Origin of the sequence: Bacillus tequilensis (assembly GCF_012225885.1) — a bacterium.
Lineage (GTDB): Bacteria > Bacillota > Bacilli > Bacillales > Bacillaceae > Bacillus > Bacillus tequilensis.
Window position 1 is genome coordinate 1168869 of record NZ_CP048852.1, and the last position, 15582, is coordinate 1184450.

Annotated in this window: 23 protein-coding genes; 15 read left to right on the forward strand and 8 right to left on the reverse strand. The window is 45.5% G+C overall.

Annotated features, from left to right (window positions below; translation table 11 throughout):
* Positions 1-10 precede the first annotated feature (10 nt).
* The 9 genes from tenA to cotO all read left to right on the forward strand — a co-directional run bounded on the left by tenA (position 11) and on the right by cotO (position 6909).
* On the forward strand, positions 11-724 hold the full coding sequence (gene tenA, locus G4P54_RS06150; protein WP_024714129.1) for a thiaminase II: 714 nt from the start codon (positions 11-13) through the stop codon (positions 722-724).
* Entirely contained in the window at positions 699-1316 is a 618-nt protein-coding gene (gene tenI, locus G4P54_RS06155) for a thiazole tautomerase TenI (protein WP_167872104.1), read from the forward strand. Before tenA ends, tenI begins: the two co-directional genes overlap by 26 nt.
* Positions 1300-2409 (forward strand): glycine oxidase ThiO, encoded by a 1110-nt coding sequence (thiO, locus tag G4P54_RS06160; protein ID WP_167872105.1) that lies wholly within the window; start codon positions 1300-1302, stop codon positions 2407-2409. The genes tenI and thiO overlap by 17 nt, the downstream gene beginning before the upstream one ends.
* Complete coding sequence (gene thiS / locus G4P54_RS06165) at positions 2409-2609, forward strand: sulfur carrier protein ThiS (protein WP_167873835.1); 201 nt, start codon at positions 2409-2411, stop codon at positions 2607-2609. Before thiO ends, thiS begins: the two co-directional genes overlap by 1 nt.
* Positions 2606-3376, forward strand: a complete 771-nt coding sequence (thiG, locus tag G4P54_RS06170; RefSeq protein ID WP_167872106.1) for a thiazole synthase — start codon at positions 2606-2608, stop codon at positions 3374-3376. The genes thiS and thiG overlap by 4 nt, the downstream gene beginning before the upstream one ends.
* A complete protein-coding gene (gene thiF / locus G4P54_RS06175) occupies positions 3373-4383 on the forward strand; it encodes a thiazole biosynthesis adenylyltransferase ThiF (RefSeq protein ID WP_167872107.1) in 1011 nt (336 codons plus the stop codon). The genes thiG and thiF overlap by 4 nt, the downstream gene beginning before the upstream one ends.
* 18 nt (positions 4384-4401) lie before the next feature.
* Positions 4402-5217, forward strand: a complete 816-nt coding sequence (thiD, locus tag G4P54_RS06180; RefSeq protein ID WP_167872108.1) for a bifunctional hydroxymethylpyrimidine kinase/phosphomethylpyrimidine kinase — start codon at positions 4402-4404, stop codon at positions 5215-5217.
* Between the two features lie 136 nt (positions 5218-5353).
* Positions 5354-6130 (forward strand): enoyl-ACP reductase FabI, encoded by a 777-nt coding sequence (gene fabI, locus G4P54_RS06185; RefSeq protein WP_024714136.1) that lies wholly within the window; start codon positions 5354-5356, stop codon positions 6128-6130.
* Positions 6131-6231: 101 nt separating this feature from the next.
* The gene (gene cotO, locus G4P54_RS06190) at positions 6232-6909 is read left to right on the forward strand and encodes a spore coat protein CotO (protein WP_167872109.1); all 678 of its coding nucleotides are present in this window, start codon (positions 6232-6234) and stop codon (positions 6907-6909) included.
* Between the two features lie 92 nt (positions 6910-7001).
* Here cotO and cotZ read toward each other — a convergent pair whose 3' ends face one another.
* From cotZ to cotV, 5 genes are all read right to left on the reverse strand, one after another.
* Entirely contained in the window at positions 7002-7451 is a 450-nt protein-coding gene (gene cotZ, locus G4P54_RS06195) for a spore coat protein CotZ (protein ID WP_024714138.1), read from the reverse strand.
* Positions 7452-7578: 127 nt separating this feature from the next.
* Entirely contained in the window at positions 7579-8067 is a 489-nt protein-coding gene (cotY, locus tag G4P54_RS06200; RefSeq protein WP_024714139.1) for a spore coat protein CotY, read from the reverse strand.
* A 152-nt stretch (positions 8068-8219) separates the two neighbouring features.
* Positions 8220-8741, reverse strand: coding sequence for a spore coat protein CotX (gene cotX, locus G4P54_RS06205; RefSeq protein WP_167872110.1), 522 nt, complete (start codon positions 8739-8741; stop codon positions 8220-8222).
* Positions 8742-8835: 94 nt separating this feature from the next.
* Complete coding sequence (gene cotW / locus G4P54_RS06210) at positions 8836-9162, reverse strand: spore coat protein CotW (protein WP_167872111.1); 327 nt, start codon at positions 9160-9162, stop codon at positions 8836-8838.
* Between the two features lie 41 nt (positions 9163-9203).
* Positions 9204-9590 (reverse strand): spore coat protein CotV, encoded by a 387-nt coding sequence (cotV, locus tag G4P54_RS06215; protein WP_167872112.1) that lies wholly within the window; start codon positions 9588-9590, stop codon positions 9204-9206.
* 158 nt (positions 9591-9748) lie between these two features.
* Here cotV and yjcA point away from each other — a divergent pair, with 158 nt between their 5' ends.
* The 4 genes from yjcA (at position 9749) to spoVIF (ending at position 11212) form a co-directional block, all read left to right on the forward strand.
* Positions 9749-10105 carry a sporulation protein YjcA gene (gene yjcA / locus G4P54_RS06220; RefSeq protein ID WP_024714143.1) on the forward strand — a complete coding sequence of 119 codons (357 nt, stop codon included), beginning with the start codon at positions 9749-9751 and terminating at the stop codon, positions 10103-10105.
* 279 nt (positions 10106-10384) lie between these two features.
* Positions 10385-10591: a hypothetical protein gene (locus G4P54_RS06225; protein WP_167872113.1), complete on the forward strand. Its 207-nt coding sequence runs from the start codon at positions 10385-10387 to the stop codon at positions 10589-10591.
* Positions 10592-10672: 81 nt separating this feature from the next.
* Positions 10673-10825: a sporulation protein YjcZ gene (gene yjcZ / locus G4P54_RS06230; protein WP_032681920.1), complete on the forward strand. Its 153-nt coding sequence runs from the start codon at positions 10673-10675 to the stop codon at positions 10823-10825.
* Between the two features lie 132 nt (positions 10826-10957).
* The gene (spoVIF, locus tag G4P54_RS06235) at positions 10958-11212 is read left to right on the forward strand and encodes a sporulation-specific transcription regulator SpoVIF (RefSeq protein WP_024714145.1); all 255 of its coding nucleotides are present in this window, start codon (positions 10958-10960) and stop codon (positions 11210-11212) included.
* Between the two features lie 73 nt (positions 11213-11285).
* Here spoVIF and G4P54_RS06240 read toward each other — a convergent pair whose 3' ends face one another.
* Positions 11286-13565 (reverse strand): ATP-dependent helicase, encoded by a 2280-nt coding sequence (locus G4P54_RS06240; protein WP_167872114.1) that lies wholly within the window; start codon positions 13563-13565, stop codon positions 11286-11288.
* A 116-nt stretch (positions 13566-13681) separates the two neighbouring features.
* Between G4P54_RS06240 and G4P54_RS06245 the strand changes: the two genes are divergently transcribed.
* Together G4P54_RS06245 and G4P54_RS06250 are read left to right on the forward strand one after the other, a co-directional pair.
* A complete protein-coding gene (locus G4P54_RS06245; protein ID WP_024714147.1) occupies positions 13682-13936 on the forward strand; it encodes a hypothetical protein in 255 nt (84 codons plus the stop codon).
* A 292-nt stretch (positions 13937-14228) separates the two neighbouring features.
* Positions 14229-14585: a hypothetical protein gene (locus tag G4P54_RS06250; protein ID WP_024714148.1), complete on the forward strand. Its 357-nt coding sequence runs from the start codon at positions 14229-14231 to the stop codon at positions 14583-14585.
* A gap of 40 nt (positions 14586-14625) precedes the next feature.
* On the opposite strand, the gene G4P54_RS06255 is transcribed toward G4P54_RS06250, so the two are convergent.
* Entirely contained in the window at positions 14626-15045 is a 420-nt protein-coding gene (locus G4P54_RS06255; RefSeq protein WP_167872115.1) for a GNAT family N-acetyltransferase, read from the reverse strand.
* Between the two features lie 3 nt (positions 15046-15048).
* A complete protein-coding gene (locus G4P54_RS06260) occupies positions 15049-15564 on the reverse strand; it encodes a YjcG family protein (protein WP_167872116.1) in 516 nt (171 codons plus the stop codon).
* Positions 15565-15582: the final 18 nt, after the last annotated feature.

The following is a 15582-nucleotide window of genomic DNA, read 5'->3' on the forward strand; positions in this document are numbered from 1 at the left end:
GGAATGATGTGTGAAGTTTTCAGAAGAATGCCGCAGTGCAGCCTCAGAATGGTGGGAGGGGAGCTTTGTTCATCCGTTCGTTCAGGGAATCGGTGACGGAACGCTTCCCATTGACCGTTTTACATACTACGTGCTTCAGGATTCTTATTATTTAACGCATTTTGCGAAGGTACAGTCATTCGGTGCCGCTTATGCAAAAGACCTTTATACAACGGGGCGGATGGCGAGCCACGCCCAAGGTACATATGAGGCGGAAATGGCGCTTCATCGCGAGTTTGCGGAGCTGTTGGAAATCAGCGAGGAAGAGCGCAAGGCGTTTAAGCCGTCTCCTACGGCATACTCTTATACATCCCATATGTACCGTTCGGTTTTGAGCGGGAATTTTGCTGAGATCTTAGCGGCCCTGCTGCCATGCTACTGGCTGTATTACGAGGTTGGGGAGAAATTGCTGACGTGTGATCCAGGGCATCCGATTTATCAGAAATGGATCAGCACATATGGCGGTGACTGGTTCAAACAGCAGGTTGAAGAGCAAATCAATCGTTTTAATGAGCTGGCGGAAAACAGCACGAAAGAAGTGCGCGCCAAGATGAAAGAAAATTTTGTGATTTCCAGCTACTATGAATATCAATTTTGGGGAATGGCCTATCAAAAAGAAGGCTGGTCTGAAAGCGGTATAAAAGAAGAGGTGGAGGAATGTGGAGCTTCACGCCATAACGGATGACTGCAAGCCGGTTGAAGAGCTGGCAAGAGCGGTGATCGCTATTCACAATGAAGTTGATTTTATTCACATTCGGGAACGGTCAAAAACGGCGGCTGACATTTTGAAACTGCTTGAGCTTATTTCTAAAGGCGGGGTAGACAAACGAAAACTGATCATGAATGGGCGAGTGGATATTGCGCTTTTTTCCACGATTCATCGCGTGCAGCTGCCAAGCAGCAGCTTTTCGCCGAAGCAGGTCAGAGCCAGATTTCCTCACCTTCATATCGGGCGGTCGGTGCATTCGTTTGAGGAAGCGGTTCAAGCAGAAAAGGAAGACGCAGACTACGTGCTGTTTGGCCATGTGTATGAAACGGATTGTAAAAAGGGTCTTGAAGGCAGAGGGATGTCATTGCTGTCAGATATAAAACAGCGGCTTTCCATCCCGGTTATCGCGATCGGCGGAATGACGCCGGACAGATTAAGAGATGTAAAACAAGCAGGAGCAGACGGCATCGCAGTGATGTCAGGAATATTTTCCTCTGCTGATCCTTTGGAAGCTGCCAGACGATATTCCCGTAAGCTAAAGGAGATGCGCTATGAAAAAGCATTATGATGCAGTTGTCATTGGAGGCGGCATAATCGGTTCCGCCATTGCTTACCATTTAGCAAAGGAAAACAAAAGCATCGCATTGTTTGAAAGCGAAACAATAGGCGGCAGAACAACAAGTGCTGCTGCCGGAATGCTGGGCGCCCACGCCGAGTGCGAGGAACGTGACGCGTTTTTTGATTTCGCCCTGCACAGCCAGCGTCTGTACAGAGGTCTTGGTGAAGAGCTTTACACATTATCTGGTATTGATATCAGGCAGCATAACGGCGGCATGTTTAAGCTTGCGTTTTCTAAAGAAGATGTGCTGCGGCTGAGGAAGATGGATGACTTGGATTCTGTCAGCTGGCATACCAAAGATGAAGTGTTAGATAAAGAGCCGTATACGTCTGATGACATTTTCGGAGCATCTTTTATTCAGGATGATGTGCACGTAGAGCCTTATTTTGTTTGCAAGGCATATGCGAAAGCAGCGAAAGCGCTCGGGGCGGAGATTTTTGAGCATACGCCCGTTCTGCATGTCGAACGTGACGGTGATGCGCTGTCCATTGAGACACCGAAGGGTATCGTGTGGGCGGATCATGTCGCGGTTGCCAGCGGGGTATGGAGCGGGATGCTTTTTAAACAGCTCGGGCTGAACCATGCATTTTTCTCTGTGAAAGGGGAGTGCCTGTCCGTGTGGAACGATGATATCCCGCTGACAACAACACTTTACCATGACCATTGCTATATCGTACCGAGAAAAAGCGGCAGACTGGTTGTCGGTGCGACGATGAAGCCGGGTGACTGGAGTGAAACACCGGATCTTGGCGGATTGGAATCGATTATGAAAAAAGCAAAAACGATGCTGCCGGCCATTCAGAATATGAAGGTGGATCGTTTTTGGGCTGGACTGCGGCCGGGGACAAAGGATGGGAAACCGTACATCGGCAGACACCCCGAGGACAGCCGTATTGTATTTGCGGCGGGCCATTTCAGAAATGGGATTCTGCTTGCTCCGGCAACGGGTGCTTTGATCAGTGATCTCATCATGAATAAAGAGGTCAATCAAGACTGGCTGCACGCATTCCGAATTGATCGCAAGGAGGCGGTTCACATATGATGCTACAGCTGAACGGTAAAGACGTGAAGTGGGAAAAAGACACAGGTACCATTCAAGACCTGCTGGCGTCTTATGAGCTTGAAAATAAAATTGTCATCGTTGAAAGAAATAAAGAAATTATCGGCAAAGAACATTATCACGAGGTTGAGCTTTGTGATCGCGATGTCATTGAAATTGTCCATTTTGTAGGAGGCGGATGAGCATGTTAACAATTGGGGGCAAATCATTCCAATCAAGATTGCTGCTGGGCACGGGGAAATACCCATCGTTTGAAATTCAAAAGGAAGCGGTGGCTGCTTCCGAGTCTGATATTTTAACATTTGCTGTGCGGAGAATGAACATTTTTGAAGCGTCTCAGCCTAATTTTCTGGAACAGCTTGATTTATCCAAATATACGCTGCTACCGAATACTGCAGGCGCTGGCACAGCAGAGGAAGCGGTCCGGATTGCAAGGCTGGCGAAAGCGTCAGGTCTTTGTGACATGATTAAAGTCGAAGTCATCGGCTGCAGCCGTTCCTTGCTGCCTGATCCTGTTGAGACATTAAAAGCGTCTAAACAGCTTCTTGAAGAAGGCTTTATTGTGCTCCCGTATACGTCTGATGACGTTGTATTAGCGAGAAAACTGGAGGAGCTCGGCGTTCATGCCATCATGCCGGGTGCGTCTCCGATCGGGTCGGGACAGGGAATCTTAAATCCTTTGAATCTGTCATTTATTATTGAACAGGCGAAAGTGCCGGTCATCGTGGACGCCGGCATCGGATCGCCGAAAGACGCGGCATACGCAATGGAGCTCGGAGCGGACGGCGTACTCCTCAATACGGCAGTATCTGGCGCAAATGATCCTGTGAAAATGGCTCGTGCCATGAAGCTAGCGGTCGAAGCAGGACGCCTTTCTTATGAGGCGGGACGCATTCCGCTTAAGCAATACGGAACGGCAAGCAGCCCGGGAGAAGGTATTCCTGTATGACGGTCAGGTATTCCAGACAGGAGCTGTTTACTCCGATCGGCCTATCCGGTCAGAAAAAATTGAAAGAAGCGCGCGCTGTGATTATTGGCGCCGGCGCGCTTGGAACAGCGAGTGCGGAAATGCTGGTGAGAGCGGGAGTCGGTTCTGTGAAGATTGCCGACAGAGACTATGTTGAATGGAGCAACCTGCAGCGCCAGCAGCTGTATACAGAGGATGATGTCAGAAAAGAAATGCCGAAAGCGGCCGCTGCTGAGCGTCGCCTCCGTTCGATTAACAGCGAAGTCGATGTGACGGGCTTTGTCATGGATGTGACAGCCGAAAATATCTTCGAGCTGATTAAAGGCGCTTCCATCATTGTGGATGCGGCAGATAATTTTGAAACCCGCCTGATCGTAAATGACGCTGCAGTAAAAGAAGGAATTCCTTTTCTTTACGGTGCCTGTGTAGGAAGCTATGGCCTCACCTTTACGGTAGTACCGGGAGCGACCCCCTGCCTGCATTGCCTGCTCGATACTCTTCCGATAGGCGGAGCGACATGTGACACAGCCGGCATCATCAGTCCGGCTGTTTTGCAGGTAGCGGTCTTTCAAGTGACAGACGCGCTGAAGCTGCTGACGGGAGAGGAGTGCGAGCCGGTGCTGCGCTCCTTTGACTTGTGGAAAAATGAGCGTTCAGAGGTGAGAGCGGCTGGTCTCAAACATGACGCATGTCCAAGCTGCGGCACGAAGGATTTTCCGTTTTTGTCATATGAGAACCAAACAAAAGCGGCTGTATTGTGCGGCAGGAACACAGTGCAAATCAGATCTTCCTTTACAAAAGAAGCGGATCTTGACGTGCTTGCCGGACAGCTGAGACAGGCCGGGCTTGAAGTAGCTGCGAATCCGTATTTAATTTCCTGCCGCTCGGATGATATGAAAATGGTGCTGTTCCGGGACGGCAGAGCGTTAATCCATGGAACGAATGATATTGCCCGGGCAAAGTCCATTTATTATAAATGGATCGGGTAATAAAAGGAGTGTAGTGTAATGAGTATCTATAAAGCATTGACAATCGCCGGCTCTGATTCAGGCGGCGGCGCAGGGATACAGGCAGATATTAAAACCTTCCAAGAGCTTGACGTTTACGGTATGTCTGCGATTACGGCGGTAACCGCCCAAAATACGCTTGGCGTCCATGGAGTGTATCCGCTGACCGCAGAGGCGCTGAGAGAGCAAATTGATGCTGTTGCCGAGGATTTGAGACCGGACGCTGTAAAAACAGGGATGCTCTGGAATGCCGAAATGATCGAAGAAGTGGCGAGGAAAATTGATGAGTACGGGTTTAGCCGTGTGATTGTTGATCCGGTTATGATTGCAAAGGGCGGGGCATCCTTGCTGCGTGATGAATCAGTTGCTGCCTTAAAGGAGCTGCTCATTCCAAGAAGCTACGCGATTACGCCGAATATCCCGGAAGCAGAAACACTGACAGGAATGACAATCAGCTCGCTGGATGATCGGAAAAAAGCGGCGGAGGAGCTCGTCGAGATGGGTGCGCAGCATGTGATTATCAAAGGCGGGCACCAGCCTGAGGACAATCACATTACTGACCTTCTTTTTGATGGGAGCATGTTTATGCAAATCAGCCATCCTTATATTGATACAAAGCATACACATGGCACAGGATGCACCTTTGCGGCGGCTTTAACAGCCCAAACGGCTAAAGGAGACAGCATTCATCAGGCATTCGAGGCTGCGGCCAATTTTGTCCGTGAAGCGGTTGAAAACACGCTCGGCATCGGATCAGGTCACGGGCCGACAAATCATTTTGCTTTTAAACGAAACAGCTTCAACACAAGCCGATGAGATCACCAGCTGATGGTGGTCTCTTTCACGTTTGTCTTTCGGATGAGCTTTTCATCTGGACAAGGTTATGATATGATAGGAATTAAGATCAGGTACTAATACTATGTCTTTATTAAATATAGGAGGCTTTATACATATGAATTTTTCACTTGAAGGCCGCAACATTGTTGTAATGGGGGTTGCCAACAAACGAAGTATCGCGTGGGGAATTGCGCGCTCTTTACATGAAGCGGGTGCACGTTTGATTTTCACATACGCTGGCGAACGCTTGGAGAAATCTGTTCACGAGCTTGCCGGAACGTTAGAACGCAACGATTCCATTATTCTTCCTTGCGACGTAACAAACGACGCGGAAATTGAAACTTGCTTCGCAAGCATTAAGGAGCAGGTCGGTGTGATCCACGGTATTGCGCATTGTATCGCGTTTGCCAACAAAGAAGAGCTTGTCGGCGAATACTTAAACACAAATCGTGACGGCTTCCTTCTGGCTCATAACATCAGCTCATATTCTCTGACAGCTGTTGTCAAAGCGGCACGTCCGATGATGACTGAAGGCGGCAGCATTGTCACTTTAACATACCTTGGCGGAGAGCTTGTGATGCCAAACTACAACGTCATGGGCGTAGCGAAAGCGTCTCTTGATGCAAGTGTCAAATACTTAGCTGCTGACTTAGGAAAAGAAAATATCCGTGTTAACAGCATTTCTGCTGGTCCGATCAGAACCTTATCTGCAAAAGGCATCAGCGATTTCAACTCTATCCTGAAAGACATCGAAGAGCGTGCGCCGCTTCGCCGCACGACAACACCTGAAGAAGTGGGCGATACAGCTACATTCTTATTCAGCGATATGTCCCGAGGCATTACAGGTGAAAACCTTCACGTTGATTCAGGTTTTCATATCACTGCCCGCTAAGCAAGGATCTATTTCAAGCAATCCCAAACAGGGATTGCTTTTTTATTTCTTCTGATTTTCAGCTTTCTGTCATATAGATAGAATATGACACAATCGGAGGGATGAAGATGTCTAATAAGAAAAGAAACGCGGATAAAAGCCCGCTCATGTATATTGTTCAGCCGGATTATGCAGAAACAGCGAGGTCATCCATGCAGGAGATTGTCATCAAAAGAAAGGCCGAAAAACCTGATCCGCCAAAGTTTGAGGAACAGCAGCCGGCTTACCCGGAGAAACAACAGGAGGAAGCCATGGCGGCTGTCCAGCAAGCAGATCCAAAGGCTGCAGATGAACCAGTCAGTCAGGAAACACAGGAGATAAGCGAGCCAGAGAACATAAAGGACCAGCAGAAAGCAGAGCCTGAAGCCGTTGAAGAAACCGCCGAACACGAGCCTCTGAAAGCAGAAAAAAAGGAAGAGCCTGCGCTTGAAGCCCAAAAGCCTGAAAAAGAACCGGAAGCTGTCCATAATGCTGCCAAAGCGGAGGAAAAAGCACCTCCGGCAAGAAAAGTAAAAAAACCGATGAGCAAGATGTCTATTCATGAAAAAATCGATTTTTTAACAAAGCTGCCGCATAACATGCCGAGAGCCCTCTGTCTGATTGAAGCCAATGGAAGAACGTACAGGGGCGTGATTGTCGGAAGGAGAAATGATTCTGTTCTGCTTCGCACGACTGGAAACGGCGCGCCGACTGAACTGGCAATCGATGATATTACCTCTCTGCACCCGCTCGGTTTTTGATGAAAATGAAAAAGCTGCCCGGAAGATGTTCCCGGACAGCTTTTTTACATCGGGAAAAGCCTGCAGGCCTGCAAGCTTTTCAGCATAATCATTTAATGATGATGGTGCGTGCGGTTGATTAAACGAGGATTTAAGCAGTTAATTGCGCAGAAGCAGTCTAAGTCCACTTCAATACAGTAGTTCGTTTTTTCAAGTCGGAACACTTCACACACCGTATCTTTATCAGTGAAGTCCAAGATGTGTTTGTGTTCGTCAAATGCGATTAATAATGACAGTGTTGCGCAGCTTCCATGCACTCTTTCGACTCTGAAAAATACAGTATTAAAGCAAGGGCCGTTATCCAGTTCGCCGACATTTCCGAAGGCGACCAATGGCGTTGATTTTGATGTAAATATTGAAAAAGGCACTGTATCGCCTAACGAATGGCTGACAGATAAAAGCTTAGAGTGGCAGCCGGTCGGGCAGTCTTCTTCAACAGCGTTTTGCAGTTCTTCAATATTTTCTACAGCTTCACGCACGCAGTTTGATGTTTTCTGGCTCATATTATCCCTCCTGCCTTATAAATTTGAGACTGGCGAAATGATGGAGAGTCAGCCGCCTCACGCTGGAAGCAGCTGAATGATTTGCACCTGTAATAGAGTTTGGAAGGGGATTCCTCTTTACAAGTGTTTATCCATTGTGATGATGCTTTTTATCTTTATGAGGCGATGTTCTGTCAACTAACTCTGGTGACAGGAATTGAATGGCACAGAAGCATCCGAGATCCACTTCAATGCAGAAATCTGTTTTTTCTAGCCCGAAGAAATCCGGGTCGCAAGGGTGGCAGACACTCAAGGTATCGCCCTTGACATCGACCGGGCGTAAAATAGAAAGTGTTGCGCAGCAATCGCATAATTTTTCAACGCGGAAGAAAATGGATTCAAAGCATTGCATATCATCCACAAATCCCCCCACGTTTCCGAATGTGGAGAACAATCCGCCTTTTTTATCAAACAAGAGAAACGGAATTGTGTCTTTACCTGCAATTGTCGGATTCAAAAGGTTCGTATAGCAGCCAGTCGGACACTGTTCCTCAACTGCCTCCTGCTCTGCTAAAATCTTTTCCACTGCATCGCATACACAGTTCTCATGCCGGCCATGGGTTTTTCCGCAGCTCATTGATTTCAGCTCCTTCTTTATAGGGTATTTGACTTTAGTCCTTAACAACATATGTACCCGTGCCCCACTTGGTGTGGGTGAACGTCTATATATTCATCATATGCTTGGAAAATAAGAAAAAGCAGAGCGTTTTTGGCTCTGCTTTAGGTCCCTTAGAGGACAAGAGTGATAACCAGGATAGCTACAAGGGTGTTTGTTGCTGTAGAGATAAGCGTTGCGATATCGGCATCTACCGTTGTGACGTTTACGCCGCGGGAGCATTCGATGAGAAGTTTTTGGCGGTTTACTTGTTTGTTAGCTGTAAGCTGCAATAAATCCTGAGCGACTAATTCGGCAATTACGCCGTCAGCAATGGATGTCAGAGTTGCTGTTACGACAGCAGCATTTAGTGCTGTTACTACTGATGTTACTGCTTGAATGTCTGTAGATGTAACGTTGATGTCACAAGAGTCTCTGATAATAATTGTCTCATCGGAGACTTGTTTGTTAAGATTTGCTTGAGCTAAATCTTGATTGATAAAGGCGTTATCGTTGTCAAACCCATGGTGATTGCAGCAAATATCGCAATGGCATTTTCTTTCTCTTTCTTCTTTCTCTCTCTCTTTCTCTTTGTGCTCTAATGGATGGTCACAGTCTGGATCAAGTGCAACCCAAGAATACGGTCTGCTTTCCATATCTATTCCTCCTTTACTTTTACTATTATTAAATGAGCGAGCCTCTTACTTTGACTGAGGCATATATCCTGATGAAGTACCCTATTTTTTATCATTAGTTTGAATTGTTGTTGTTGTTTTGCCGTCTTTGTCTGAGCTGTTCAATGAGCTGCTCTCTGCGGCTTAGCGGTTTTTCGTTCTTTTGCTCTTGCACGGCCGCTTCTTCTTTTTTCTTCTTTTGGTTTTCTATTAAGGCTTGTGATTTAGCTTGTAAGTCTTTTACAAGATTTAAGAGCATTTCTTTTTCTTCGTCTGATACTTTTTTCATTTTGTCTTTCGTAACGCCATGTTTTAGAAATATATTTTGGACCAGCATTTTCGTCATTGGATCAACTTCTGGAAGCTTTGCAAGCTCTTCTTTGATTTTATCGTTATCTGACATTTGGTTTCACCTCGACTTTTAAGTTTGTGAAAAAGAAAGGGTTAAAGGACGTCAAGTTCATTGAGAATGCTGTTTAACACCTGAAGCAAGATCTGTACAAAGGTTATTATTTCGTCGGCAGACAAAGTAATTTTGATATTTCGGCTGTTGATAATTTTAATGATCGTTCTTTTTTTGATTTGGGAGTTATCAAGAATGAGTATTTCGCTTGCTACGGCGTCAGCTAAGTCCTCGTCGGCGATGACGAGCTGTGTCGTCAGGATAATTAATGTTGTCACTAAGGCTTGTATAGAAAGGGCAGATGTTATATGTGACGTATCTATTGTGATATTTTCGCAATCAATCACTTCGATCTGCTGCTCGAATTCATTTGATAATTGCTCAAATATGTCAGGATGCAGGGATGCAACGTTTTCTTCAAATGACATAACCTTCACTCCTTTCTTATCCATACTCTATATAATGCAATTGGGGTGCAGAGCGGAATAATAAAAATAACTAATTTTCCGCCGGACAAGATACAATTCATGAAGAATAGGATTTTGGCATATATGTGAAGGGATCATGATTGAAAAGGAGTGAACAAGTGGTTATTAATGGGCTGACAATTGTTCTTCTTTCGCTTGCGGTTTTTCGGCTTGCCCGGCTGCTGGTGTTTGACACGATTATGGCGCCGCTTCGCAGTCTGTTTCATGAAGAGAAGGAGGAAAAGGGCGCGGACGGGAACGTGGAAACGTATATTGTGATTAAGGGGACGGGTGTGAGGGCGTTTATTGGTGAATTGCTGAGCTGCTATTGGTGTACAGGTGTGTGGTGCGCCGGCTTTTTAATTTTATGCCAGGCATTGATCCCGCAAGCGGCGCAGTGGCTGATTTTACTGCTGGCGATCGCCGGTCTCGCCGGCATCATCGAAACACTCGTATCAAAATGGCTGCAGGAATGAGGCGTTCCTATCAGCAACTTTTCATCAGCACCCGCATAAAGTAGCATATATGACATAAGGAAAGGAAGGGAACAAAATGAATCAAGTCAATAAACCTTCCCAAAAATCTCCATATACAGATCCGTCGTATCAATCAAAAAAGATTAAAAAGAAAGGCTGCGGGTGCGGCAATAAAAAGAAAAAACCTCAATAGCCTGGCAAAGAAACCGGAGATTTCCGGTTTTTTGTTTTTTAACGGAGCGGCTTTGATCAGCATATATCATGAGTGGGGGGATAGAAGTGAATGAGTTTGAAAAATGGATAGAAGGAAGATATGAACCTCACGAACAAAAGCAAAAAGAGCACGAAGGCACGATGAGCCGTATCAGAAAAGACTTAGATGCATTTGATGAAGCTGGTCTGGCGTTTGAAGAGGAAATCGAAGAGATTGCTGAGAAAACGGAAGCCTTGCTCAAAAAACGCCAGTCTCAGCATGACCCATCGTAAATCCGCAATCGCCCTATGCGTTTATCCAAGCCGAATCAAGCGGCTCACATAGTGTATAGAGAGTAAAGGAGGTGCTTATCTATGGGCTTTGGATACGGATTCGGAGGCGGCTACGGCTACGGCGGCTGCTGTGGCGGTTACGCTGGCGGCTATGGCGGCGGCTATGGTTCAACATTTGTTTTGTTAGTCGTATTATTCATTCTCCTCATCATCGTAGGTGCATCTTTCTTTTAAGATGAATTGAGGAAGTACAGGTCATAACCTGTGCTTCCTTACCTTGTGTTTATTTTTAACATTTTGGAAAAGCACATTGTATGATGTGCATTCATAAAAATACTGTATTACTCCGCCAAAAGGAGGCGTACTATGGATAATCAATTTTTTAAGAACATTGAAAAGAAAACAGGTGTGAAAATGCAGGATGTAATGAATCTTGCCGGTTCACTCCAAAACGCTAATTTTAAAGATGAAAAAACAGTCCGAAGTGTCATTAGCCGCGTAGCACAGCTGGCAAACAGACGTGTGCCAAAAGAATTAGAAGACAAAATTGTGGAATCGATCACAAGCGGAAAAGAAAAGCTGGACTTTGGCACGATTTCTAAAATGATGGATAATAAATAAATAGATGGCCTGGCTGACTCACTGCAGCGGGCCTTTTTTTAGATTGAAAGCCCGGCAGTAATCTGCCGGGCTTTTATTGATGCAAGGGCTGTATCGCTTTCTGTAGAAGGGGATACAAAAATCTTGAGCGGTTAGCTGTTTTGCCGCGCCTGTTGGCGGGACAAGACAAATATAAATGCTGTTTCGCCCGGGTCATGGCTACATATAAAAGGCGTCTTTCTTCCTCAAGAGCGGCCTCGTCTCCTTTTCTTGCCGTTTCTAATGAGAAATCGTGCGGAATCGAGCCGTCTACCGTGCCTAACACGTAGACTGTTTTGAATTCAAGGCCTTTTGACCGGTGAATCGTCATCAGCTGAACGCCATTTTCAGCCGTTTTGTTTTTTTCAGCGGCCCGCATATGGTCTACGTGGGCAAGAAAGTCAGGAATCGTTTTGAATTTCTTGGCGACAACCTTGATGTCACGCAGGTCATCAGAACCTTTTTCCAGCTTGTTGCCCTCATTGCCCCGTTTCTTTAAATACTCGGAGAAGCCCATTTTTCCTTCTGCAAAGGTGATTGCTTCCACCGGCTTCATTGTGCGGAGGCTTGCGAAAAATGGTACGATTTTCTTGATTTTATCGAGCTGGAATGGCTTCAGATCAGGCAGTTTGGCCAATGCCTTAATCATGGAACAATCCTCGGTAATCGAGAGCGCCTTCAGCGTGTTCAAAGCGGACTGTTTTAAAAACAAGGCGGGCAGCAAGTGCTTAATCGCTTCGGTGTCATCCTCATTTTGGCTGGCATACAAGTATGCGAGAATCTGGCGGACGATCCGTCTGCTGTAAAACGACTGAACGCCGCGGTCTGCTGTATACGGAATTGACGAATGATGAAGCCTTTCATAAATGGCGCGGCCTCCGCTGTTTGTACGGTAAAGAACCGCAAAGTCTTCTGGATTGGCTCCGTTTTGAATTTTTTCTTTCATATCGGAAACGACCATTGTGGCTTCTTCCTCTTCGTCATAAGGATAAAACAGCACAGGGACCTGGATGTCATCCCGGGCGGCTTCAAGCGTTTTGGCATACCTGTTTTTGTTCTTTTTCACGACGATATCGGCACTTGAGACGATCGGGTGCGTAGACCTGTAATTAGCGGTTAAATAGATCGTCCTCGCCTCGGGGTAATCCTTTTGAAAATCAAGAATAAACGACGGATTACTTCCGCGAAACGCGTAGATGGACTGATCATCATCCCCGACACAGCACAGGTTTTGTTCCGGACTGGCGAGCATTTGCATGATTTTATATTGAACGGGATTAATGTCCTGAAACTCATCAATTAAGATATACGTAAAACGAGATTGGTATCGTTCCAGAAGATCCGGACGATCAATAAACAATTCATAGCAGGCCGAAGCCATATCATCAAAATCAAATTGGTTTTGTTCTTTTTTCTGGCGTTCATAGTGTTCATATAAACGATAGACTTGTTTTTCCCACTCCTCTTTTAAAGGAATGCGTTTATTCGGCACAAAGGTGTTTTTCCAGAAACCGATCTGCTGCAGGGCCTGATCAACGGGAAACTCTTTCTCATCAATACCTTCTTCATAGAGTGCTTTTTTCATATATTGTTCCCGCTGCCACTCCATTTTCAGCAGATGCTCGCCGTTCCATTTAGCGGCATCGTAGTGATACAAGATCTTATAAAACAAGCTGTGAAATGTTCCGGTGACAAGTCTTCTGACTTTTGCCGGCTGTAATCCGTACTGCTTTGCCATACGCTCTTTCATCTCGGCGACGGCTTTTGTTGTAAAAGTGACAAGCAGCATGTTTTCCGGCGGTATGCCCAAGTGTTCGATCATGTGGGCGGCACGAGCGGTCAGCACGCGTGTTTTTCCGCTTCCAGCACCTGCAAGCACAAGCAGCGGACCTTCTGTTTCCGTGACCGCTTTCAGCTGATCCGTGTTTAAGCCGACAGACGGAAAAAGGCTCGTATCAGGTTCTATTGTTTTTGGTACAAATGGTGTTCTGGGTTTAATGCTTCTCGGCCGCTGCCATTCCGTTACAGCTGGAGACGGGTCAGCGGCAATCGCTTTTCCCTTGGGCAAACGAATGACACCAGATTCCTGATCGTCTTCTTTTTTTTCCTCTATAGCGGGCCTCGGTTCGCACGCCTCCTCACATGCCGGAAAATCGCCTGGCTGGCGGTGGATGAATTCCGGCGGATCGGCGATGTTGAGCCTTAACAAAACGGATTTTCCGCAATGAGAACAAAATAAATGCCCTTTTATTCCTTCTTCAAAGAGGAATTGATAATGTTCTCTCGAATATGTATGTAAATGTATAGTTCGATCATTCAGTCGGGCGCATTTCAAAAAGGGGTCCTCCCAATCAAAAGGTGTTCATTACAGACAATGACTATCATATCAAAAGAAATGTGTTTCAAAAAGTAAGTTTAAGGGAAAAGAGACAGCAGAGGGGTGGGGATCGTATGATATATGCAGGTCACATTCAGAACCAGCAATACGCTCAATATGCTAATAGAACGATTGGACACAAACAGGATTACGCCGGGACCGAAAAAATCAGCTATGTCCCCTTTCAGCGGGTATATAAGGAACTGGAAAAGCAGCAGGAGAACCAAACGGCCGCTGAAAGAAAGGTAAACGAGATGAAACGTAAGCGTTCTCTACATAAGGAAGGGATAAGATATCAAAAAGGATTCTTCATTAATGAATATAGATAAAAAATCTCCGATATGAATTCGGGGATTTTTTATTGCAGAATGTTAGATATCATTTAAAAATAAATAATGGCCCTTGAATAGGCAGGGAGAAAATAAATATGTCATAAAAGACTTTGGGAAAATAGTAAAAAGGCTGGGTGATATAATGATTTTATACATTAACCCTCAAGTTAAATATTTTAGGAAATCTAAAAACCGGGAGAATTCCGTCAGAGAAGATTTGTTAATGCAATTTAAATAATTTTGGCAGCAGTTATGATTAATTTACCAAATGACATCGAGGTGATTTTTTATGAAAGCGGAGCAGATCCAAAGAGATCTTGAAAGTTTACACTATTGGGATGCACGGGTCCTGCAATTGGATTCTTATTCTTTCGGTGATGAAATAATAATGATATTTGAAGACACAGACAGTAATGTAAAGTTATCTTTTAGCGGTTGTTCATCATTTTCATTTGTTACAGCTGCTGATGATCGAATAAAACCCTTAAAAGATTTGACAAAGTCCCAAATCCCTTATTTTCTCCAGAATATTGAGATTTCAGCAATCCAGAGCGAAGGGAAAGAATTATTAAAAAGTAAAATCTTAATGCCTCCTTTAAATGTAGAAATTGTATGTCTTACTATTTCTATAAACAAAGCAGCTTGAAATAACTTAAGGCCCTACATAAGGGCCTTAAGTGATGCGATCATTTAATCATTTGCAAGTGGGGAATGCCGGCATCAAGGAATTCTTTTTCGGAAAGCACACGATACCCGTGTTTCTTGTAAAACGGCACAGCCTGCGTTTGCGCGTTTAACATGAAGCCGGAAGCGCCGCCGTCTGCGGCCGCTTCTTCAAGTGCCTTCATAATGATGCCGCCGATACCGTGTGAGCGGTGGCTTTTCAATACGCAAATCCGCTCTAACTTGCCGTAACCATCCTTCATACGCCATCTTCCGGCGCCGACAGGCTTTTCGCCGTCATATACGACAACATGCTCCGCCTCATTTTCAAGTTCGTCAATTTCTTCTTCGGCAGGAACGTTTTGTTCTTTGACAAAGACTTCTTCTCTTACATAAAAAGCATCTTTCATTTGTTCTTCATTTTTTGCGATCACTGCTTCCAAACATTATTCTCCTCTGCCTAACAAGAAGGTTTCGTAAACTGTCCACGATCCGTTTTCCAGCTGGTAAAGCAAGTGGAACCGGTCAACAATTTCTTCATGCGACACTTCCTGCATTTTTAATTGTCCCAGCACATCTGAATGCTCATCGTCGGAAAGGTTTTGGCCGACCGTCACGTGCGGAACGAAATTATATTCCTGTTCACCCGCCAGCACACCGGTGTATAGCTTTTCATTGAGTGTTTTTAATTCTTCCGTCGGCTCTGCTTTGATGTAAATGACATTATTGACAGGCGCAAATGAGCTGTATTTTGTCAGTTTGAGAACGATCGGATGGGACTCCTTGGCGATGCTTCTCAGATGTGATACAAGCTGATCCGCTTTCTCCTCCGAACATTCAAACGAGGCTCTCAGCGTCAAATGGGGCGGGATCAGGGAGTAGCTCGGGTCATAGCGCTTTCTGTAAGAATTCGCAAGGTCTTGGAGTTTTTTTGATGGAAATAAAACAATTCCGTATTTCATAGTATGTCCCTCCTGGAA